Here is a 21,921-nt window from a genome sequence, read left to right as displayed (position 1 = left end):
ATGAAGCAGATTGATAAATCGTTTGCTGGAAACAAGGTGTTAAAAAATGTGGATTTTGAGGTGAGAAGCGGAGAAGTCCACGCTTTGATGGGTGAGAATGGAGCTGGTAAGTCAACATTGATCAAAGTTTTAACAGGCATCCATCCACGCGATCACGGGGTCATTAAAGTAGACGGTGCAGAAGTTGATTTTACCAATCCAAAACAGGCAGAGGAAATGGGGATCAGTGTGATTCATCAGGAATTGAACATTATTCCTTATTTAACCGTTGCCCAAAATATGTTTCTCGGAAAAGAACTCGTGTACGGAAAAACAGGTATCTTACATAAAAAAGAAATGCATCAACGCACGAAAGAAAGTCTGAAGGAACTCGGGGTTACAACAATTCACCCGAATGATATCGCAGGGGATCTTTCGGTAGGAAAACAGCAAATGGTTGAAATTGCCCGGGCACTGTCCACCAAGGCGCGGCTGATTGTCATGGACGAGCCGACTGCGGCACTGACCGACCGCGAAATTTATAACTTGTTCCGCGTGGTTACGGAGTTAAAGAAACAGGGAGTTAGTATTATTTACATATCACACCGGATGGAAGAAATTTTCCATCTTTGTGACCGGATTACGATTTTACGTGACGGACAGTTTGTTGGGTGTGAAAATATTGCCGATACATCCTTTGAAGCCATTGTCAAAATGATGGTTGGGCGTGAGCTCGGTGAACGCTTTCCGGAACGAACCCACGCCGTCGGTGACGTTATCTTCGAGGTGGAAAACCTCAAACGGGATGGCCTATTTCAGGATGTGAGCTTTAACGTGAAAGAAGGAGAAATCCTTGGCATTGCCGGTTTGATGGGAGCGGGAAGGTCAGAAGTGATGGAAGCGATCTTTGGCTTTCAAAAAAAAGACGGCGGCACCGTAAAGCTCCTGGGCAAAGAACTGCACATCAAACACCCGCGGGATGCCGTCCGTGCGGGAATCGGTTTTATTACGGAGGACCGAAAAGCAAAAGGACTCGTTCTAGGCGCATCCATCCGAGAAAATATTGCGTTAACGAATTTGAGAGCGGTATCAAAAAACGGCTTTATCTCGGATGCGAAAGAAAAAAATCTCGTGATGGATTTGATTCAAAAGCTTCAGGTGAGGACAACAGGAAAAGAACAGCAAGTAAAATCACTGAGCGGCGGAAACCAGCAAAAGGTCGTCATTGCCAAGTGGCTAGGAATCCATCCGCGTGTCCTCATATTGGATGAACCGACAAGAGGTGTTGATGTTGGGGCGAAAAAAGAGATATATACCATCATGAATGAACTCACTCAAAGTGGTGTTGCCATTATGATGATTTCCTCCGAGCTCCCCGAAGTGCTTGGTGTTAGTGATCGCATTATGGTCATGCACGAGGGGAAAGTTACTGGGTTTTTAAACCGTGATGAAGCGGATCAGGAAAAGATTATGACAGCAGCTACAGGAGGGAATAAACATGAAGCAGCTGATCCAGCGCAACCTCATTAAAATTGGGCCACTTATTGGGCTGATTATCATTACGATTATTCTTGGCTTGTTAAGCGATAATTTTTTTACCCTAAATAATATTTTGAATTTACTGAGACAGGTATCTGTCAATGCACTGATTGCCTTTGGAATGACGTTTGTTATTTTAACTGCTGGTATTGATTTATCGGTAGGCTCACTTTTAGCCCTTGGCAGTGCACTCACGGCAGGTTTACTAAGCAGCGGTGTGGATCCGATGCTTTCAATGCTCATTGGTCTGTTGATTGGTCTGGCTTTAGGTGCAGTTAACGGACTAATTATTACAAAAGGGAAAGTGGCACCGTTTATTGCAACACTTGCGACAATGACGATTTTCCGCGGTGCAACGCTTGTTTATACAGGTGGAAAGCCGATTACCGGATTATCGGATAGCGTCAGCTTTCAAATGATTGGGAAAGGATATGTATTCGGCGTTCCTTTTCCAGCCGTTATCATGATGATTGCTTTTGTGATTTTATTTTTCGTCCTCAGAAACACCGTATTCGGCCGGCAGGTATATGCGGTCGGGGGAAATGAGGAAGCATCCATATTATCGGGAATCAAGACAGATCGTGTCAAAGTCTGGGTGTATGCTTTAACCGGAATGTTGTCGGTTCTTGCCGGAATTATTATTACGAGTCGTTTGAATTCCGCGCAGCCAACAGCAGGCACGATGTATGAACTGGATGCCATTGCGGCTGTAGTAATCGGTGGTACAAGCCTAGCCGGCGGCCGCGGGAGAATTGCAGGAACATTAGTCGGTGCCTTAATTATCGGTGTCATCGATAATGGCTTAAATCTATTAAATGTATCTTCATTCTATCAGCAAATTGTAAAAGGTGGTGTTATTTTACTAGCGGTATTAATGGATCGACGTTCTGAGTAAGGGAAGGAATAAAAAAAGAGGAGGAATACTAGAATGATAAACTTTTTGAAAAAATGTAGTATTTTCGCTTTATTGCTTGTTTTACTGGCAGCATGTTCCATGGAAAAACCGGGATCTTCCGATGACGGGGAAGAGGCAATAGGAAAAGAAGAAGATAAGGATATTACCATTGGATTATCCGTCTCCACACTAAATAATCCATTTTTTGTCACATTACGCGATGGTGCGGAGGAAACAGCAAAAGAAGCCGACTATGATATCGTATCCTCAGACGCGCAGGATGACCCATCAACGCAATTAAGTGATGTAGAGGATCTATTGCAGCAAGACATCGACGTCCTTTTAATCAATCCGGTAGATTCCGAGGCAGTTACGTCCGCTGTGGAATTAGCCAATGATGCAGACGTCCCGGTAATCACAGTGGACCGAAGCGCTGAAGGGGGAGAAGTAGTCACGCATATCGCTTCCGACAACGTGTCAGGTGGGGAAATGGCCGGTGAATTCATTGCAGATCAATTAGAAGAAAAAGGAAAAGTAGTCGAGTTAGAGGGGATTTCTGGTGCATCTGCAACACGTGAACGCGGAAAAGGATTCCACAATATCGTGGACGACATGGATGATATCGAAATCGTTGCCAATCAATCCGCAGATTTTGACCGCACGAAAGGACTATCCGTGATGGAAAACATCCTCCAAAGCGAAGATGAAATTGATGCCTTATTTGCCCATAATGACGAAATGGCACTAGGCGCCGTGGAAGCATTAGAAAGTAAAAATATGCTGGACGATGTCGTTGTCGTCGGGTTTGACGCAACCGATGATGCACAAAAAGCAGTAAAAGAAGGCGACATGGACGCAACGATCGCCCAGCAGCCTAAACTCATTGCAGAGAAAGCAGTCGAAGCAGCAGGAAAAGTAGCAAACGGAGAAGAACTTGACGAATTCATCCCAGTAGAACTGGAAATGGTTACAGAATAAAGGGTCTGTCCCACTGACATATTTACAGCGTGTGCGCGTTTCACACCGTGGACTAGTACACGCTTGCGGTGGTGCTTGTCACTATTCTGTATATGTTGTTTTTGTCGACTGGAGAAAATAGAACGATAGATTTTCGCTTCATAGAATGTAAAAACTCCTTGCCAAATAGTGGTAGGGAGTTTTTGTTGAGATAAGTCACATACGATACTAGTAGACATAGGTAAGACACTTCCTTAAATACTAGATTATTTTATGATGAAATTGTTTATCAAATGTGTGAAAATAAGGTATACTATATATAAGTGTTCAGGGTGTTGAACGCTTCTGATGCTTAGAGTTTTTTTCGGTGATGTTTTTCGAAAGGTGCGAAAAGAATATCTTGGAAAAATTGCTGTATTTGCGTTTGAACAAGCATAGACGAAAAACATTTAATGAAGTACTGAGTTAATTAAAGTTTACGAATTGATATAGGAACTCCATCAACGAACTACAAATCTGCTATTTATAGTTTCAATGAGAAACTTGCAAAGGTCATACTTTATCTTAAAAGTAGATTTATTTTATCCCACTTAAGAAAAAAAGGAAAATACATATGCTCCAAAATAGCGTCAAACAGCTTAGAAAAGAACAAAAACTAACCCAAGAACAACTTGGGAAAAAAGTAAATGTGACTAGACAAACAGTTGCTTTCATTGAAAAAGGTGTATATGATCCTTCTGTTACTTTAGCAATTAAAATTTCAAATGCCTTGGGGAAGGATATTGGAGAAGTTTTTTGGATTGAATGAAAATACAAGAAGGGCTAATTGGTGGTAAAATATGATTGAGAATTTATTACGTTTTCCTTTATTTCAAATATTGCTTTTAACTGTATTAGGAACTGCCATTTTAGAACATAGTTATTCAGAGTATTTTCCACTTTTTATACAGTCAACTGATTTAAAGTTTATGTTCTTCGTGGTGTTTCTTACCTGGATTATTTTAATTACTGTATATAATATGAAGAACCCTGCAAGAAAATTTAATTTCTTTACTTTAAAGCCTACTGAATTAATAGAGGAAGATGAAGGTTTAAAATGGATGACTCTTCAGGCCTGTAGAAAAGTCTATATTTATTATTCAGTAGCAATCCCTTTAGGAATAGGTATAATAGCTTATTTTAGTAACATCCCCTTCATGCCACTTTTAATTTTAATTCTGTTAGGAATCGGCCAGTATATTATTTATTGGTTGGAGCTTAAAAAAATCATTGACACCATTAAATAAATATCTCGCATGAATGGATTTTATGGTATTTACATTTTCCCTTCACTAAAAGTTCTTTTCGTATTTAAAATTAGTTACTACCAATAAATTCAGGCAAGAGTGGATCCGAAGGGTGCGGTGTAAATATTTCATAGAAGTAGCTGCGGATTATTCGTTTCTATCGTATGAATGCAATAAACAATATTTCCTCCCCTTAGGTTAAGTTATTCCTTTAATAGATTATACACATCTATACCATAGATCAATAGAATCCCTGTACCTATTCCCCATGCTGTAATAGAAATAAACTGCCAGATGATTACTTGCCTTCTTGTTGCACCTGCCATCATTGAAACAAAAGCGCTTATATGATTAGCCCCGATGATCGGCCCCATGAGTGATAAACCTGGGACTCCGTACCTGTTAAAATAATATTGTGCCTTATTAATCCTAGAGGCTAATACGGAAGTTCCCTTTTTTTTAAACATGTTCGTTCGTAGAAAACTAGCGAACACTATAAGGAACATAACGGAAATGAAATTTGCTACGATAGCAACCAAAGTTATCGGGACAAACGGTAAATCCACAATCACCCCCAACGGAACAGCTACATGGGATTCCAAAAAGGGGACGAAGCCAATTACAAAAATCATTAATACCTGATAAAAGGACGGCAAATCTGTAATCTTCTGAATTAATTCTTCCAGCATTTTTTCACTCCTTTTTAAGAAAGCGTTTCGCGGTAATAATTATAAGCATTTTCAATAAATCTTTTTTCCTTTTCTGAAAAAGGATTATACAGGTCAATATTTAAGTTTATGTCTTTATGAACAGGATGTTTATCAATGGAGAGAGTATTTGCGACTACCTTTTCAAGCCTTCTGATTAAGTTCTGGGCTTTTTCAGAAAAGAATGGAACCTCCTTGGAAGCAAACTGCTTAAGTTCTACATAAATGTCAAAATACTCTTTATCCAATTTCACCCGCTCATCCCGTTGCAAAAAGGGTAAAGCACCATCTAATTCGGCCTTATTTTCCTCTTCCCAAATCATTGCATAAACGATAAAACAAAAAATATCTAAATAAATATAATCTCTTCCATGTATCACCTCACTCATCACGTTTAATTTTTCTACAGTTTTTTTCTTTTCATCGATCTCTTCCAAAAGTTCCTCTCTTTTATAAGAGATTATTTTTTCTATATCCGCTTGTTTCACAGTTTTATCCTTCAATAAGCCAGCAATTTCCTTTAGCGATAAACCAAGAAATTTTAAAGATTGTATTTGTCTTAATTTGTTAAGATCATTGTGTGTATAAAGACGTACTCCTCCCTCACTATGTTCACTTGATTTAAGCAAATCAATTTTGTCATAATAGTGTAACGTTCTTATAGTGACATTCGTTCGTTTCGCTAGTTGGCCGATAGTGAGTAGATTCTCCATGAAGTCACTCCCCTAAATCACATTCTTTTTAATATACGTTATGGCAATTGGATAGGTATGGCTTTTTTTACGAGCAATGCGTATCATTGCATATCCAATGAAAAATAGTTCAATGACCAATACAACATAAATAAAATTTGTGTACCAGGCAGGCATGAAATAGCTGATAAAGAAAAAGGGAAAAATAGTCAAGTGAAAATTCAATGCTTTTCTACTCGCCTCCCGATAAAACATGTTGGTTTTCCTTGTTTTTAAAAACATAATGAATGGAGGCAAAAAACCAAATAGTAAAGAAATTCCAAGCATGATCTCCACCATCCAAATTTCACGTACCGAACCGTCCTTCATTATACTTCTCCTTCCATAAAGTAAAATTTACAAAGGCTCTGCTTTTCTTAGCTTACTTAAATTTTACTCTACCAACTTTAAGGAAGTATTTGTCATTAGAATAATCCTCCAACAATGGTCATTCATTCCCAGGTATTTTTGATATGGCCTATATTTCCTCCCCTCTTGCGTATCCTAAAGTTGGTGGCTGGATGCGTAACCCCAGCTCCTTCATTACCAATTATAGGGGGTAACGTGAGGTTAGGTGCAATAACAAAAATACAGAAAGTTGAATATTAAAAGTCCCAACTTCCGCATTACAGATTAGACAGGTAAACACTTCATTGGTCTGTAGCATAGATTTAATCGAGAATGCGAAAGTTGAGTTAAAAATAGCTAATACACGCAAGCCTTCCTTTCACTTCTTATAAATTATGTGGCAATCATTGATTTTTCATCATAATTAAATATTAGTTCATAGTAATATCCCTGTTTGCGTAATAAATCATTATGGGTTCCTATTTCTACAATCTTTCCGTTATCAAGGACAAAAATTTTATCCGCATTTTTAACTGTGCTCAACCTATGAGCTATTACAATTCGTGTACAATCCAAATCGGACAATATTTCATCAATCTCTTTTTCCACAATGGTATCCAACGAACTTGTAGCCTCATCTAACAATAAGATAGAGGGTTTATTGATTAATGCTCTGGCTAATGCGATTCTTTGTTTTTGCCCTCCAGAAAAATTAGTACCAAATTCGGAAATCATGGTATTATACCCCATTGGTAATGAAGAAATATCATCATGAATTTTTGCCAACTTGGCAGCTTCTTTCACATCCTCTAATTGAGCACTAGGGGAATACATTGTAATGTTTTCCATAACAGAACGATTAAAAAAATGAATATCTTGAGGAACAACTCCCACCTTCTTACGCAAGGTTGATTTATCTATTTCACTTAAAGGAATGTCGTCAAAATAAACTTCACCCTTGATTGGTTCATATAAACCAATCAATAAATTTGCAACGGTGGTTTTTCCTGAACCAGATTTACCAACTATTGCAATTTTTTCTCCTGCCTCAATATCCAACTTTATATTTTCTAGGAACAGCTCTTCCTCTGGATTTTCATTATAGCTAAAGCTTAAGTTTTCTACAGTTATATTTCCTTTTAATCTTTCTATTCTTCTCTCTCCATTTTTCTCTTCAGGCCTTTCTAAGATATCGACGACACGTTCAATATATGCTTTCATCTTTGAAAACTCGCTAAAAGAAGTAGCCAGTGATCCAAGCATTGTAAAATAAGTAACAGTAAGTGTAAAAAACGCAACCATGCTTCCTAAAGACATACTATTATTAAGAACCTGTATAGTTCCTACACCAAGAACCAGGAAAGGTGCTGTTGTTCTAATGGCAAAAATCAAAGTTTCTAAATTAGCGGCATAATAGTCTTTTTTCTTGATTGCTTCTAATTGTTCTAGGTAATATGTTTCCCAGGTTTGAAACATATTCGCTTCTAATCCGGCCATTTTTACTCCGAGAATTCCATATATCATTTCGCTTTGATGCCATTGTACTTTAGTACGCTTTGAAAGTTCTTCTTTTGTAATCTGATGCAGCCTTTTGGTTGCAACAAATATCATAAGGAAATAGAGCATTCCAATGGCAGTAATCATAATTGTTAGAAACGGTGATTGATAAAATAAGTAAAACGTAAACACTACCAATAAAGTAGAATCCAGAACACCGGCTAACGCCTGATTGGAAAGAGTTTGCCGAATCATTATATTACTATTTGCCCGAAACATTAGATCGCCAAATGATCTGCGTTGGAAAAATCCATAAGGCAAATATAGCAAATGGCTCATAAATTTTGTCATCATCTCTAAATCCAAATGATTTCTTAAAACTACGACTAAACGTGCCCGGAGAAAAGTAAATAATACTTGAAAAACAACTAAAATGGTCATAATTGCAATCAATACGTTTATCAGCTCAAAATCCCCGGGGATGATTATTGAATCAATGGTATAATTCGTCAGAATCGGAGTGGATAATAATAGTACTTGAAGCAATATTGAGAAACACAAAAGATAAAGGACCAATTTTCTTTTTGATGACAACAGTTTTAAATATGGAATCCATAAATTTTTTTCTTTTTTCTTTGAAAACAATTTGGATGGTTTCAAACACATAATTAATCCAGAAAAAAATTCTTTAAATTCCTCCGGCTCAATAGTGATTCTTCCTTGTGAGGGGTCTACTATGGTATAACCTTTTTTACTTACTTTCTCAAGTACTACGAAATGATGCCCTTTCCAATGAATAATTGCTGGTAAATGGCATTGAAATAATTTCTCACTTGGCGCGTTATACACCTTGACATCTAATCCAATATTTCCTGCAATTTCTTTCAGGGCTTGTAAGGAAATACCATTTCTTCCATTTTGATATAATTCCTGAATATCTAATAGTGTTAAATGTTTTCCATAATATCTTGAGACCATTGCTAAACAACACAAACCACAATCCGATTGTTCCTGTTGTTCAACAAAAGGCACCTTCTTATCGATAAACATAGGTTCCTCCTTCATAATCTATCTTTTTTTGAAAGGAGCCCTGTCACCATCATTTTTTAATCCTACTGTAGAACCAGAACATTAGGAATTTTATATTTCATAGACAATAGACCTAATCCGACACCTGCTGAACCTAGCATTAAGCTTGGTGTAGGGATCGCTCCAGGAAAACCACTGGTTATAGAATCATATTCAATATCATTCAAGATATCTTTTTTAAATTCACTTAAATTTTTTTCATATTTTTGGTCTATCAAAGGAGTGGCACTTAAAAGCCAGTAATTTCCTAATGCCCCATGACATAATGAATGGTTATTATACTCCATATTTGAAAAGGTTTTATTTATTGCTTTTTTAACATTGCTTTTTTGCTTTTTATCCAGTAATTCCCACATTTCAAGATAGGCAGAAATTATTCCTGATGATCCATGGCACCAACCGTAGTCTTTGTGTACTCCACCAGAGTCTGTTAGGTTCTTCCATAATGAAGTATTCGTATTAAATAGAGAATCTTGATATTTAATTGCTTGTAGACAAGTTGATAAGTATTCAGGTTTACCTGTTGCCTTGTAAAGACGATAAAGAGCCACGGCAATTCCAGCCACACCATGGGAAAATCCGCCTAATGGAATATTTAAATGTGTTGTCATCCAAGCCCTTCCTTTATTCATAGCAGTGGAATTTGTTATTAAATGATCTCCGCATTTCTTGGCTAGTTCTAGGATGTGAGGTTTTTTTGATTTCCTCCAATACTTTATTAGCACCATTAATGTCCCCGCTACCCCGCCAATCACATCATAAGATTTGTCTTTAGACACAAGTGGTGAGATCTTTTTCACTAGTGATTCAGTAATTTCCTCCATATCGGGTACGCCATGTATTTCATTTATCACAGATAACCCATATAAGATTGAAGCATACCCATGGAAACCCGATATACCTAGTTTATTTTCTGGGTAAGTTAGGTAATTAGTGATTAGCTTTATGGCTCCCTCAGACAAGTTTTTGAAATCCTTTCTTTCTGTAACCATGCTTAAATAAGCATAAAATAAAGAAATTCCGGTTAAACCATCATAAAGCCCCATAGATAAGGGAGAGAGGCTGACTTCTTCATCTTGATTCATTCCAACTCCTATCCATGTTACGTCATTTTCGGTACTTCCCCAAACCGCTTCACCAGCAACATGGTCACCTATAGCATCAGATAACTGAACAGGATTATTTATTCCTTTAATCTTCTTTAGCAGTTCTTGATCCCTATGAATAATATTTTCATCGGTTAATGTGGAAACCGAGGTTGTTATCCATTTTTTTTGCTGCATAAGGTCTAATGAATGAAGGGATTGTATTTTTTCTTTTATCAAATCCCAACCGCTGACATCCAGAAAATTGGTAATCTCCTCTCCTTTTGAGTTCCAAATACTTTTACTATTAATTTTCGTATAAAAGTATGGAACATCCCCCCTCAACAAATCTTGTACTTCAGAGTGTGTTATTAAAAAATGTTTAGAGGATAGATTACTGTAATTCCAGAATAAATCAAACAATCTCTGACGTTCTAAACCATGCTGCAAATAGTCTGTGTGTTCACTTGCTTTTAAAAATTTTGCATAGACGTGGGTGTTTTTAGCAATATACCGTATTCGGTTATTCGAAAACCTTCCTAACAAGCCGTGGTCATGTACCAAATCATCTTTATGATTTAAAAAAAGTTTATACAACTTTTCAAAACCTTCTAATATATATTTAAGATAAAACGCTGGATTGATGATTTCATTATTTATTACAGGTCGATTTTTCTTGTTCTTCATGTATGCATTTGTCTTTTCTATACTTATGTTGGCTGTTTTATTGTCTTTTATATATTCAGATTTGCCAATATACTGCCCTTTACTTCCTCCTACTCCGCTAACCTCAACATTCATACTTCCATCAGGTTTATACTGAATAGGTAGTAGTCCGGTACCTAATGTCGACTTCATTAAAGTCTTGATAGCCTGATGTTGGGCTGTATTTTGTTCTTCCATTGGCTGCAAGGGATAACATATAGACTCTAAATCTATTAAATATGGGTGTTCTCCGTGAGCAATGATATTCTCGAAATGAAAATCCACAGCATTAAGAAGATAAAGAATGCTAAGATAACCACCTAAGCGTGTATAAAATCGCTTAACCTCCTCTTTGCTACGACATTCCTTGTATTCTATAAATTCCTGCCAACCATAGCTGCCTTTGTCTAAAATATTTAATTTAGCAAATGTAATGTCCCTTAGTTGGTCATTACACCAATTGATTAGATTTTGAAAACTCAGGTCTGTGGAAAGGGATCTAGGTTTGTAAACTAGTTTCATTCCGTTTTCGAAAGTTAACATACTAACCATTTGCCCATTATTATGAGTATCTCCAGCTCCTGTTTCAATATTTATGAGAGGTGACGTGAAGGGGGTTACTATTTTATGTATTTCATCAAAATCATTATTAAATCGATTAACTAATTTCAGTTGGTGATTCAAACTTGATTGGGTAGTTTCTGTCAGTAGTCTGGCCAATACAGGGTATTCGCTAAGAAATTTCAGCACCCCTTCATAAGTGCTTAATTTACTTTGGATAAAATAGGCGAACTGATCTTCGTCGTTTTCTCCCGTAAGCTCTCCTTTCAGCCTGGAAATATTAATTTCTAAAATTAACGGTTTTACAGTTTTTGGGCTCAATTGATTCTTGATGTTAGAAATAATTGATTGCTTGACCGCATCTATACATACTCTACTACTAGATATAGTATTGTTTTGAAAATAGATATCAATTTGCTTTGAACTAAAATGAATAAAAGGTTCAACTAGACATTCGAAGATAGTTTTGCCTGAAGTGGAAATATTTACATCATTTGAGAAAATCTTTTCAAACAACTTTATCCATTCCAAATCTGCCGTTGGAATGTCATTTCTTTCTTTTGCATTTAAGATATTGATAAATTCTTCTATAGTCATATTTGCTTGTTTTAGTCTATCTTTTAAGGTTAACTTACTAAAACCAGTTTTCTTCATCCATTTCTGTAATGCTTCGTCCTTATCTCTTCCTTCAACATGGCTTATTGTTATCTCTTCTAGATATGCTGCAAGATTAAATTTATCCCATGGATTTTTTTTAATAGTTTCCATCTTCCAACTCCTCTATCTCTTGATATAAAGAATGTGATATAAAGAATGGATGAGAAGCACTCATCCATTCTCTAATGATGTGTTTATTAATCACAAATTGTTGTCGTTAATATGATTACACATGGCCAAGTTGTCTGTGGATTAACATCTGAACCACCTACTGCTGCTGCCAGCTCTTCCTCTGATACTTCTCCTACTGGACTTTCAAGAACACCTTCCATTCTCATCTCAGGATTTTTCCATGCAGTTTCAATTTTTTCGAACATTTTTAGTTTCCTCCATTTCAATAGAAATTGTATTATCTCTCCCGGGATATTTATATTATATGTTAAGTAAACATAACATTTCAAGTCTTTTTCAGATTTTTCATAGAAATAAAAATTATATTACTGTTTATTTACATCTAGTAAGTAAACTCCCTAGCTATAAAATGACACATTCTTTTTAGATGATTTAAGTTATAATTAGGTTGTTAAAAATATAAGTGACTACATAAGTGCCAAATAAAATAATAAATGTAAGCAACCAATGTCTCCTCTTTTATATTTCAGATAATTTGGTATTTTCCATAAAATAAGGTAATATATGGTTAGAAAGGGGGGGAAATAGATGGAAAAGCCATCAAAACAGACGCTACTTGAGCCAAGGAAAAAGAAGAGTGCCCTTAAGATTAGTCTCATTACGCTTGGTGTGCTGGTTGCGCTTGGTCTGATTGCATTTTTTGTGATTAATGCGTACATAAATAAATCGATGGCGCAATTAGAAGGAACACTTGAAGTGCCAGGCCTGAAAGAAGAGGTTGTTGTTCTGACAGATGAAAATGGTGTGCCGCATATTCAGGCGGAGAATGAACATGATTTGTATATGGCGCAGGGATATATTCAGGCGCAAGAACGGATGGTTCAAATGGAGCTCTCAAGGAGACAGGCATCTGGTACGCTAAGTGAAGTCGTCGGTGAGAAGGCAGTCGACACAGACAAGTATTTTCGGACGCTAGGACTAAGACGGGCTGCTGAAGAATCGTATGATTTATATTCGGATGAAGCAAAACAGGTGCTCACGTGGTTTGCGGACGGGGTCAATGCTTACATGGATGACGCCAAAGAAAAGAATCGTCTCCCTGTGGAATTCACATTAATGGGAATGGAGCCAGAGACGTGGACACCACTGGATTCGCTGACCATTGGAAAGTATATGGCGTTTGACCTTGGGGGGCACTGGGAAAGACAGGCGTTCAATTACTATGCGCTCAACCAATTGGGTAAAGAAAAGGCATATGAACTATTTCCAAGTTATCCGGAACATAAGCCCGCTATTATCGATGAAGGAGAGCTGGAGGCAGCTAGCGATAGGGTTGATGTGGAGAAAAGTTTTGCAACGGCGATTATTCCACATGCTTTTAACGGAAGCAATAACTGGGTGGTAGCAGGAGACAAAACAAAAAGCGGGAAGCCTTTGCTTGCAGACGATCCCCACTTAGGACTAGCCACACCTTCCGTCTGGTATCAAATGCACCTAGAGGCAGATAATGTCAATGTGGAAGGCGTGATTTTTGCCGGCGTCCCCGGAATTATTTTGGGCCATAACGAGCAGATTGCATGGGGCGTGACAAATACAGGGCCTGATGTACAGCAATTATATATAGAAAAAAGAAATGAAGCGAATCCGAATGAATTTTTATTTGAAGATGAATGGGAAAAAGCAGATGTCATCGATGAACCGATTCAAGTAAAAGACGGGGAAACAATCGATTACCAAGTTACCGAAACGCGCCATGGACCGGTGATCTCTGAATTCGCTGAGGAGAGCGGAAAAGATATTGTCATGTCTTTAAGGTGGACTGCACTGGATCCGACAACGGAACTTCAAGCGATTTTAGAAATAAATAAAGCGAAAAACTGGGATGAATTTGAAAAAGGTTTAGAACATTTTCTGGCACCGGCGCAAAATTTTGTTTTTGCTTCCAAGGATGGAACGATTGCATATAAAGCAAATGGAAATATTCCAATCTATGAAAACGGAGATGATGCATTGCTTCCACTGCCTGGATGGGAAAAAGAACAGGAGTGGGACGGATACATTCCTTTTGATGCATTACCGCTTGTAAAAAATCCGGAAAAAGGTTTTATTGCGACAGCGAATAATAAAGTAGTCGGAGATGAATATCCTTATCACATCAGCAATGTCTGGGCGCAGCCATATCGATATGAGCGCATTGCCGAAGTGCTGGATAATGGGGACAATTTTACCTCCGAAGATATGATGCATTTACAAATGGATCAAATGAATTTGCAGGCAAGAGAATTCGTGCCATTGTTTGAAAAAACGCTGAAAGATGCTGATTTAACGGATAACGAGAAAAAAGCAATGGATGCACTCAAACAATGGGATTTCAAAGACGATGCAACAGAGGAAGCACCGCTTATTTTTCACACATGGATGAATGAAATTGAAACCGTTTTATATGACGAGGAAATTCCTGACGGGATGATGGAATTATTTACTGGAAGTGGACAGACGACAGACCAGTTATTGAGAAAAGGGGATGATGCGGTTTGGATAAGGGAAAATGGCGGTCTTGAAAAAGTATTGCATACCGCATTAGAAAACAGCCTAAAGCAATTAATCGAAGAACACGGGGATACACTTGCCAAGTGGGAATGGGGAGATTATCACCAAGTGACGTTTTCTCATCCTTTATCAGAAGCCAGTTCGATTTTAGCCTTCTTCTTTAATCCTGAAGACCCAATTCCTGTTGGAGGAAGCAGTGTCACTCCAATGGCGGCAAGTTATGACACCGAAACAGGAATTGTTGATCATGGTGCATCCTGGCGATTTGTCATTGACGTTAAAGACATGGCAAAAGGATATCACATCGTTGGACCAGGCCAGTCCGGTCATTTCAAAAGCAAGTGGTATCACGACCAAACAGAAGACTGGGTCGAAGGAAATTACCATGTAACCGACCTAAAGGAGAAAAAAGGAAAAGAACTTATCTTATATTGAAGGTGCCTGTCACTTCCCGAATAATGTCGTTTTTTGTCGAAATATAAAATTAACGGAGGGGTATTGTCATGAGAAATAAGGAAATGTTGTTGATTCCTGGACCAACGCCCGTCATTGATTCGATCTATGATGCGCTTGGTCAGGAAACATGGAGCCACACGGATCCACGGTTTGCGGAGATTTATAAAAATGCAATTGAGCAAACCAAACAAGTGCTTCAGACGGATGGAGAGGTTTTTGTGATCGGAGGATCCGGTACATTAGCAATGGAAATGGCGATTCTGAATACAGTAGCCGCGGGGGAAAAGCTTCTAGTCGTCAGCAATGGCTATTTCGGGGATCGCTTTATGAAGTTAGGTGAGGCATTTGGTATTGATATTGACGTGGTACAGGCTGCGTGGGGCGAGTCCGTTACCGCAGCAGAAGTAGAAGCGAAATTAAAAGAAGATACGTATAAAGCAGTGACAATCACGCACGCAGATACATCAACAGGTGTTGCTGCCGATTTAGATGAGCTCGTTCCGGTTATTAAAAAGCACGAAGCACTGGTGATTTTGGATGGTGTTTGTGCTACCGCTGCGATGGAAGAGGATATGAGCAAAGGATATGGCCCAAACAATGAAAAGATTGACGTTATTTTAACAGGGTCACAAAAAGCAATTGGCGTACCACCAGGCATTGCAGTAGTCGCCTTTAATCAGAGTGCACTGGACGTCCGCAGGCAAATGAAGCATGTTCCGGCTTATTATACAGATATTTATAATTGGCTGCCGATTATGCATCAACCGCAAAATTACTTTGCTACACCACCTGTCAATTTAGTGTACGCCTATAACGAAGGGATGAAATTGGTGCTGGAAGAAGGCATGGAAAAAAGGCATGAGCGCCATTTAAGGTTTTCAAAAGGTGTAAAAGCGGGATTAGCGGAATACGGAATGAAAGCATTAGCGGATGAAAACGTAGCTGCAACTACATTAACCTGTATCCTATATCCAAAGGGAGTGGAAGACACTCAGTTCCGAGCTAAACTAGCAGAAAAAGGAGTTGTCGTCGCAGGCGCTCTTGCACATTTATCAGGAAAAGCTTTCCGGATTGGACACATGGGCAACACGACAAAAGAAATGCTCAAAGAGGCAGTGCGTCTCATTGGAATCACACTGCAAGAAATGGGACATGACGTAAACATCGAAAAAGCACAAGAACAATTTGAACAAGCATTCAGCAAACAAACTGTTTAGGTGCCTGTCACTTCCCGATTTTTGTCATATATTGTCGAATGATAGATGTAAAAATGCTCCTCATCCAAATGTTCGATGAGGAGCATTTTTTGCCTCAGCATAGTTCCCTCCGCCCTCCTTACATGACGGGGAGGATGCATGCGTTAGCAAAATTTCTAATCCAAGCAATTCGAATTCCTACACAACGATATTTAATAAAATACTTAGTGTTACAATACTCACTAGTGTCGAGATCAAGGTAATACTCGATACAAGTTCTGGCTCGGTATCGAATTCGATCGCATACATCGTTGTTGTCGCAGCAGTCGGCATCGCGGAAATAATAATGAGAACGGAAGCAATAATCGGATCCATATCCACCATGAATACAAATAGCGCAGCCACGATAGGTGCGACAATCATTTTTAACGTTACCGCTGATGAAACAACTTGCCAGTTAAGCTTCAGTCCAGTTATCGAACCAAGTTGCATGCCAAGTACGATCATCATGACCGGGATTGCCGCGTCCCCAACCATAGACATCGTGGAGTGGACGGCTTCAGGGATTTCCACGGAAAAATAATGAAAAATAAATGCGATCATTGCAGCGTAAGTTGTTGGCATTTTCATTACGTTTTCAAGTGCCCGCCTCATTCCGCTGGTGCTTCTGGATGCATAATAAATGCCGAAAAAATTATTTTGCAAAGCCTGAACGACAATGATAAAAACGGAATATGGGACTGCTGCTTCCCCTACACTAAACAGCACAACAGGCAATCCGTAATTTCCCGAATTCATGAATCCAGTTGCAAGAATCGACGCGCTTTCGATCTGGGGTTCCCACTTGAAAATTTTTGCGAGTATTTTATTTAGGAAAACCATGATATAAAATAAAACAAACATATAAACGAGGATAACGATAAATCCACGATCAAACGTAGATTCATATAGTGTTGTAAATACTAGCGCAGGTGATAGAATGTACAGAGATACAGCAGAAACCGACTTTACATCCAGCACCCGGATCCGCTGCAGGATAAATCCCGATGCAAAAACAGCCATGATTGGTAAGATAACACTTAAAAACAAACCCATTTTTTAACATCTCCATGAATAGAACTAAAGAATAGTTTAGCATATTTAGAGAATAATGTGTTTTTATGTCCGTTGAATCATGGATGGCAATCGTTGATAGCATACATTTTTGTAAGAAAAAACTCCGTACATAACATAAAAATGATCACGGGCGCGCACATTGCCCCTGATCATTTTTCTTACCAAAGATATTTCTAATGAAAATCCTCACCCGCATTCTCACTTGCTTCCGCTTCAACCCGTTCCATAAACTCTCCCATCGCACTATAACCCTGCTGCTGGAGATACCAGTTGTTCGCAGCGGCTTCAATGAGTCCAGCTACATCTCTTCCCGGTTGCAGCTGAATTTCAATAAATGGAATAGGTACCCCCATATATTCTGAATACTTTTGCTCGAGTTCCAGTTCGTTATTTAAATCATCCGCTTTCCATTTCGTGAGTTTGATATCTAATGTAATTCTTGTCTCATCCTGGAAAGCTTTGCGTCCGTAAATACGCACTACATTTAAAAGCCCGATACTGCGCAGAGCAAGAAATTCCCTATTTGTTTCGTTATGTGTGCCAAGTAGGGTCTGTGGACTGAGTTTTTTTAGCACAATCATATCATCTGCTACCAGTCGGTGCCCACGGCGAATCAGTGTATGCGCGGTTTCACTTTTGCCAACGCCCGAATCCCCGCGCAAAAGGATGCCGATCCCTGAAACATTGATACAAACACCGTGCACCGCTGTCTCTTCTGAAAGGGTTTTAATCATATGCGCATCTACCTTTGGAATAAATTCGGCAGTTGATTCCTTTGTCCATAATAATGGGATGCCTTCCTCGGTGCAAAACTTTGTCAAATACTCTAATCCCCCTTGCCCATGAGTAACAATAAAACATGGAGGGCGATACTTTACAATGTTTCCAATCCGGTGTTTTCGTTCTGCTTTCGTTAATTTATGTAAGTAGGTGATTTCTTTTCTGCCCAGCACTTGTACACGGTCCATCGGGAAAAAATCAAAATATCCAACAAACTCCAATCCCGGCCGATGTGCCTTTGGCTGGGTAATGTTTCGGTCCAATTGCTCCTTACCAGCAAGAACCTTCAAAGAAAACCTTTTCACCAAATTCCTTATTGTAATCCTCTTCATATCCGTAAACACTCCCAAAATAACTATATCACGGATAGGGGTCCTTGTCTAAAGAGGTCAGATCCCGCCTGAATTTGTCGAATCATCAAGAGGGATCTGTCTTTCTAAAAACTACTCTTCTGAAGGTACAATCGCTTCAATTTCGGTCCAATCGAATGTGCCTTCTTTGATTTTATCTTTGCGTTCTTTTGTAATGATATCCGTTGGTTTATCCCCTTTCGGCCAATCATCATCATGTCCTTCCCATTCGGGTCTTTCCTTCGATAAAATAAATGCAGCAAGGTCAGCAGCTTCTTGATCTGTTAAAGGATCTTCACCGCCAGGAGGCATATTATTTTGGATAAATCCTGCCATTTTTGACATACGCCCCATGCCAGCACCATCATTGAAAGAATTTTCTCCCCAAAGGGCAGGACCAGTATTTGGATCTATCCCTGAACCATCTGTAGCATGGCATGTCATACAGTTCTTTTCTTCATATAATGCTTCTCCATTTGCTACATTTGGCTCCGGAATTTCTTCCATTGTATTTTGCATGCGCCAAGGAATATCTTCTCCAGTCTCTATTCCCTCAGAGATGTAACTCAAATAAGCAACAATAGCACGCATTTCTTTACTTTCATGGTCTATTTTTTCCCCGTTCATACTGCGAAGCATACATCCATTAATCCTGTCCTGAATGGTAAAGACAGCATCTTCCCGCGGACGGTACTGCGGGAATTGTGTCGTAACCCCTACCATCGAGGATACTTTGTCCTTCCCGCCATCAGCATGACAGCTTTGACAGGACAGCTCATTTCCAACCTCCTCTGCCAGCACGGTGTTTGTTTCATTAAAAACTTTTTCGCCGTACTGGATCATCTCGGTCATTGGATCATCTTCATCCAAATCCTCAAGTGATGGTGGATCATAGGCGAGTTCCTCCTTTCCTGTTTCTTGTTGGTTGCCCTGGGTTTCAGTTTGGGCGTTTTCATTTTTGTCTTTAGAACATGCAACAAATATAAGTGTAAGTACAACGAATAGTAGGGAAATTTTCAACATGTTCGATCTTTTCATTTCTTTTTCCTCCCTAAATTGAATTTTCCTTACACCAATATTTTAACAATTCATAATTAACCTGTGTGAATTTTGGCAACGCTATCGCCCAGTGTGCGAATATAGTCATAAAGTAGCCATAAAATAGACAAAAAGGTGCCTGTCACTTCCCGAATTTTGTCGAAGGATATTTGTAGAAAATATGCTAAAATGCTCATAATTTCGTTTCTAATATTAGCTAGATTGTGTATAATAAGAGAATAGCAGATTCACGAGCAAGACAAGTGATTATAAAAAATAAACATTTTGCTGAAGAAAGGCAAATTTTTTTATGTACAGAAGGGGAATTGAATAATATGGGAAGGTCAAAAAGAAGAAAGTCGAAAAAAATCTGGTTAATTCCACTGGCAATCCTACTTTTACTTGTGTTAGGGATAGGTGGCTATGCTTTTTCTCTCTATAATAACGCGAAGAATACCGTAAATAATAAAATGCATGATCCGGTAGATTCGATTGATTTAAATGAAACGAAAAAGAAAATTAAGGCAAGCAAATCTCTAAATATCCTGTTAATGGGTGTTGATGCCAGAGGAGCTGATAAAGGCCGTTCCGATGCCTTAATGGTCCTAACGCTAAATCCTAAGACGGACAGTATGCAGATTGTCAGCATTCCCAGGGACACAAGAGTAGAAATAGCTGGTAGAGGAACACAGGATAAAATTAACCATGCCTATGCATTTGGCGGTGCTGATATGGCCGTTAATACGGTAGAAAATTTCCTTGATGTTGACATGGATTATTATGTAAGCATGAATATGGAAGGAATGGAAGAGCTCGTCGATCAACTTGGCGGTATTACAGTAGAAAATGATATCGAATGGCAAGATAAAAAGTATCATTTTACCAAAGGAACGACAGAGTTGGACGGGGATAAAGCGATGCATTTTGTCCGCATGCGTAAGCAAGATCCAAATGGCGACTTTGGAAGAACAACGCGTCAGCGCAAGGTCATTCAGGGAATTATTGATAAAGGTGCCAGCATCGGATCTGTGACGAAGTTTGACGGCATGATTGATATCCTTGGAAATAATATGGCTACAAATATGGACTTTGATGATATGAAAAAGCTGTTTTCCGATTATAAAAATACAAGAAAGAAGACGGAGAACTATCAGATGGAAGGAACCGGAACGAACATTGGCGGAGTCTACTATATGCAGGTGGATGACGCAGAAATTCAAAAAGTACACAGCATGATTAAAGATATGAAAGAGTGATCGAATCCAAAGAAAGCTTTCGCAGGACGAAAAAGAAGTGTTAGCATTTTTGGAGACAGACTCCGCTCGAAATTTTGTTGAGTATTTTCTAGGAATATGCATATGCAAAAGCTGTTGACTTAATCAGACGACGGTGATATGATAAATCACAATTCAATAATTCTTATCAAGAGAAGTTGAGGGATATGGCCCGATGACACTTCAGCAACCTCTGATTCCGATCAGAAAGGTGCTAATTCCACCAAGTATTATGCTTGGAAGATAAGAGCGGACACGGACTGTAAATCGTAACCCTCTTTTCTTCCGGGAAAAGGGGGTTTGTTATTGGCAAAAAACCGTATCGATGAAAATCGTTTAAGATGTTGTAAACTTAATTCCAACTAAATCAATGTGTAATATCGAATTAAAAATTTAATCACAGAACAGGAGGGATGATCGTATGAGCGAAGTCATTCTGTTATCCGGAAGTCCATCTGAACATTCACGATCACACCATGTACTGCAATATATAGGATCATTGGTGGAAGCGGAAGGGTATCGTATCAAACATATTTCCATTCGAGATATTCCAAAGGAAGATCTATTTCTAGGAAGGTATGACAGTCCCGCTGTTGCAGAAGTAAGTAGAACGTTAGAAAAAGCAAGTGGGGTTATCGTTGGTTCTCCCGTTTACAAAGCAGCATACTCTGGCGTTTTAAAAGCATTACTGGATCTGCTTCCGCAAGATATCTTGCAGCATAAACCGGTGCTTCCTATCATGACGGGCGGTAGTCCATCCCACATGCTGGCACTGGAATATACATTGAAACCGGTGCTCGCTACATTGAAAGGACAGACATTAAAAGGGGTTTATTTGCTTGACCGTCAAATCGATCGCAAACTGGAAAATCCGATTGTGGATGAAGATGTTTTAAATCGAGCCAAGAAGCAGGTGCAGTATTTAATCAGTATATTAAAAAAGCAGGAAGCCGCTCTGAATGCTTCCTATCTATAAAAAGATTGATGAGGAGG

18 protein-coding genes and 1 riboswitch are annotated in these 21,921 nt (G+C 38.7%); of the genes, 9 read left to right on the top strand and 9 right to left on the bottom strand.

Annotation, left to right across the window (positions count from 1 at the left end; all coding sequences use genetic code 11):
* From GZ63_RS0100855 to GZ63_RS0100830, 5 genes are all read left to right on the top strand, one after another.
* Nucleotides 1-1,509, top strand: coding sequence for a sugar ABC transporter ATP-binding protein (locus GZ63_RS0100855; protein ID WP_038220811.1), 1,509 nt, complete (start codon nt 1-3; stop codon nt 1,507-1,509).
* The gene (locus GZ63_RS0100850; RefSeq protein ID WP_029265930.1) at nt 1,478-2,413 is read left to right on the top strand and encodes an ABC transporter permease subunit; all 936 of its coding nucleotides are present in this window, start codon (nt 1,478-1,480) and stop codon (nt 2,411-2,413) included. Before GZ63_RS0100855 ends, GZ63_RS0100850 begins: the two co-directional genes overlap by 32 nt.
* 33 nt (nt 2,414-2,446) lie before the next feature.
* The gene (gene rbsB / locus GZ63_RS0100845) at nt 2,447-3,391 is read left to right on the top strand and encodes a ribose ABC transporter substrate-binding protein RbsB (protein ID WP_029265928.1); all 945 of its coding nucleotides are present in this window, start codon (nt 2,447-2,449) and stop codon (nt 3,389-3,391) included.
* 592 nt (nt 3,392-3,983) lie between these two features.
* The gene (locus GZ63_RS0100835) at nt 3,984-4,178 is read left to right on the top strand and encodes a helix-turn-helix transcriptional regulator (RefSeq protein ID WP_029265926.1); all 195 of its coding nucleotides are present in this window, start codon (nt 3,984-3,986) and stop codon (nt 4,176-4,178) included.
* A 31-nt stretch (nt 4,179-4,209) separates the two neighbouring features.
* On the top strand, nt 4,210-4,656 hold the full coding sequence (locus tag GZ63_RS0100830; RefSeq protein WP_029265924.1) for a hypothetical protein: 447 nt from the start codon (nt 4,210-4,212) through the stop codon (nt 4,654-4,656).
* A 203-nt stretch (nt 4,657-4,859) separates the two neighbouring features.
* Here GZ63_RS0100830 and GZ63_RS0100825 read toward each other — a convergent pair whose 3' ends face one another.
* The 6 genes from GZ63_RS0100825 to GZ63_RS0100800 form a co-directional block, all read right to left on the bottom strand.
* Nucleotides 4,860-5,345 (bottom strand): small multi-drug export protein, encoded by a 486-nt coding sequence (locus GZ63_RS0100825; protein WP_029265922.1) that lies wholly within the window; start codon nt 5,343-5,345, stop codon nt 4,860-4,862.
* A gap of 14 nt (nt 5,346-5,359) precedes the next feature.
* Nucleotides 5,360-6,076 carry a MerR family transcriptional regulator gene (locus GZ63_RS0100820; protein WP_029265920.1) on the bottom strand — a complete coding sequence of 239 codons (717 nt, stop codon included), beginning with the start codon at nt 6,074-6,076 and terminating at the stop codon, nt 5,360-5,362.
* 12 nt (nt 6,077-6,088) lie between these two features.
* On the bottom strand, nt 6,089-6,424 hold the full coding sequence (locus GZ63_RS0100815) for a DUF4870 domain-containing protein (RefSeq protein ID WP_029265919.1): 336 nt from the start codon (nt 6,422-6,424) through the stop codon (nt 6,089-6,091).
* 411 nt (nt 6,425-6,835) lie between these two features.
* Nucleotides 6,836-8,989: a peptidase domain-containing ABC transporter gene (locus GZ63_RS0100810; protein WP_038220800.1), complete on the bottom strand. Its 2,154-nt coding sequence runs from the start codon at nt 8,987-8,989 to the stop codon at nt 6,836-6,838.
* Between the two features lie 62 nt (nt 8,990-9,051).
* Nucleotides 9,052-12,147 (bottom strand): type 2 lanthipeptide synthetase LanM family protein, encoded by a 3,096-nt coding sequence (locus tag GZ63_RS0100805; RefSeq protein ID WP_029265915.1) that lies wholly within the window; start codon nt 12,145-12,147, stop codon nt 9,052-9,054.
* Between the two features lie 86 nt (nt 12,148-12,233).
* Complete coding sequence (locus GZ63_RS0100800) at nt 12,234-12,413, bottom strand: class II lanthipeptide, LchA2/BrtA2 family (protein ID WP_029265914.1); 180 nt, start codon at nt 12,411-12,413, stop codon at nt 12,234-12,236.
* A 343-nt stretch (nt 12,414-12,756) separates the two neighbouring features.
* Between GZ63_RS0100800 and GZ63_RS0100795 the strand changes: the two genes are divergently transcribed.
* Nucleotides 12,757-15,153 carry a penicillin acylase family protein gene (locus tag GZ63_RS0100795; RefSeq protein WP_029265912.1) on the top strand — a complete coding sequence of 799 codons (2,397 nt, stop codon included), beginning with the start codon at nt 12,757-12,759 and terminating at the stop codon, nt 15,151-15,153.
* 68 nt (nt 15,154-15,221) lie between these two features.
* Nucleotides 15,222-16,391: a pyridoxal-phosphate-dependent aminotransferase family protein gene (locus GZ63_RS0100790; protein ID WP_029265910.1), complete on the top strand. Its 1,170-nt coding sequence runs from the start codon at nt 15,222-15,224 to the stop codon at nt 16,389-16,391.
* A gap of 177 nt (nt 16,392-16,568) precedes the next feature.
* On the opposite strand, the gene GZ63_RS0100780 is transcribed toward GZ63_RS0100790, so the two are convergent.
* The 3 genes from GZ63_RS0100780 to GZ63_RS0100770 form a co-directional block, all read right to left on the bottom strand.
* Nucleotides 16,569-17,465, bottom strand: coding sequence for an AEC family transporter (locus GZ63_RS0100780; RefSeq protein WP_029265909.1), 897 nt, complete (start codon nt 17,463-17,465; stop codon nt 16,569-16,571).
* 194 nt (nt 17,466-17,659) lie between these two features.
* On the bottom strand, nt 17,660-18,598 hold the full coding sequence (gene hprK, locus GZ63_RS0100775) for an HPr(Ser) kinase/phosphatase (protein ID WP_029265907.1): 939 nt from the start codon (nt 18,596-18,598) through the stop codon (nt 17,660-17,662).
* 111 nt (nt 18,599-18,709) lie between these two features.
* Nucleotides 18,710-19,654: a c-type cytochrome gene (locus GZ63_RS0100770; protein WP_038220798.1), complete on the bottom strand. Its 945-nt coding sequence runs from the start codon at nt 19,652-19,654 to the stop codon at nt 18,710-18,712.
* 335 nt (nt 19,655-19,989) lie between these two features.
* Here GZ63_RS0100770 and GZ63_RS0100765 point away from each other — a divergent pair, with 335 nt between their 5' ends.
* Both GZ63_RS0100765 and ssuE read left to right on the top strand, forming a co-directional pair.
* Nucleotides 19,990-20,910, top strand: coding sequence for an LCP family glycopolymer transferase (locus tag GZ63_RS0100765; protein ID WP_029265903.1), 921 nt, complete (start codon nt 19,990-19,992; stop codon nt 20,908-20,910).
* Between the two features lie 160 nt (nt 20,911-21,070).
* Nucleotides 21,071-21,178: riboswitch (SAM riboswitch) on the top strand.
* A gap of 171 nt (nt 21,179-21,349) precedes the next feature.
* On the top strand, nt 21,350-21,904 hold the full coding sequence (gene ssuE, locus GZ63_RS0100760; protein ID WP_029265901.1) for an NADPH-dependent FMN reductase: 555 nt from the start codon (nt 21,350-21,352) through the stop codon (nt 21,902-21,904).
* The last annotated feature ends 17 nt before the right edge of the window (nt 21,905-21,921 follow it).

Source organism: Virgibacillus alimentarius (assembly GCF_000709085.1).
Classification (GTDB): domain Bacteria; phylum Bacillota; class Bacilli; order Bacillales; family Amphibacillaceae; genus Virgibacillus_B; species Virgibacillus_B alimentarius.
Note: the sequence above shows the minus strand (reverse complement) of the source record. Positions and strands in the feature narration are given on the sequence as shown.

Excerpts from the sequence above, each read along its gene's own strand:
- GZ63_RS0100855 (WP_038220811.1), top strand. The coding sequence starts at position 1 with ATGAAGCAGATTGATAAATCGTTTGCTGGAAACAAGGTGTTAAAAAAT.
- GZ63_RS0100850 (WP_029265930.1), top strand. The coding sequence starts at position 1,478 with ATGAAGCAGCTGATCCAGCGCAACCTCATTAAAATTGGGCCACTTATT.
- rbsB (WP_029265928.1), top strand. The coding sequence starts at position 2,447 with ATGATAAACTTTTTGAAAAAATGTAGTATTTTCGCTTTATTGCTTGTT.
- GZ63_RS0100835 (WP_029265926.1), top strand. The coding sequence starts at position 3,984 with ATGCTCCAAAATAGCGTCAAACAGCTTAGAAAAGAACAAAAACTAACC.
- GZ63_RS0100830 (WP_029265924.1), top strand. The coding sequence starts at position 4,210 with ATGATTGAGAATTTATTACGTTTTCCTTTATTTCAAATATTGCTTTTA.
- GZ63_RS0100825 (WP_029265922.1), bottom strand. The coding sequence starts at position 5,345 with ATGCTGGAAGAATTAATTCAGAAGATTACAGATTTGCCGTCCTTTTAT.
- GZ63_RS0100820 (WP_029265920.1), bottom strand. The coding sequence starts at position 6,076 with ATGGAGAATCTACTCACTATCGGCCAACTAGCGAAACGAACGAATGTC.
- GZ63_RS0100815 (WP_029265919.1), bottom strand. The coding sequence starts at position 6,424 with ATGAAGGACGGTTCGGTACGTGAAATTTGGATGGTGGAGATCATGCTT.
- GZ63_RS0100810 (WP_038220800.1), bottom strand. The coding sequence starts at position 8,989 with ATGTTTATCGATAAGAAGGTGCCTTTTGTTGAACAACAGGAACAATCG.
- GZ63_RS0100805 (WP_029265915.1), bottom strand. The coding sequence starts at position 12,147 with ATGGAAACTATTAAAAAAAATCCATGGGATAAATTTAATCTTGCAGCA.
- GZ63_RS0100800 (WP_029265914.1), bottom strand. The coding sequence starts at position 12,413 with ATGTTCGAAAAAATTGAAACTGCATGGAAAAATCCTGAGATGAGAATG.
- GZ63_RS0100795 (WP_029265912.1), top strand. The coding sequence starts at position 12,757 with ATGGAAAAGCCATCAAAACAGACGCTACTTGAGCCAAGGAAAAAGAAG.
- GZ63_RS0100790 (WP_029265910.1), top strand. The coding sequence starts at position 15,222 with ATGAGAAATAAGGAAATGTTGTTGATTCCTGGACCAACGCCCGTCATT.
- GZ63_RS0100780 (WP_029265909.1), bottom strand. The coding sequence starts at position 17,465 with ATGGGTTTGTTTTTAAGTGTTATCTTACCAATCATGGCTGTTTTTGCA.
- hprK (WP_029265907.1), bottom strand. The coding sequence starts at position 18,598 with ATGAAGAGGATTACAATAAGGAATTTGGTGAAAAGGTTTTCTTTGAAG.
- GZ63_RS0100770 (WP_038220798.1), bottom strand. The coding sequence starts at position 19,654 with ATGAAAAGATCGAACATGTTGAAAATTTCCCTACTATTCGTTGTACTT.
- GZ63_RS0100765 (WP_029265903.1), top strand. The coding sequence starts at position 19,990 with ATGGGAAGGTCAAAAAGAAGAAAGTCGAAAAAAATCTGGTTAATTCCA.
- ssuE (WP_029265901.1), top strand. The coding sequence starts at position 21,350 with ATGAGCGAAGTCATTCTGTTATCCGGAAGTCCATCTGAACATTCACGA.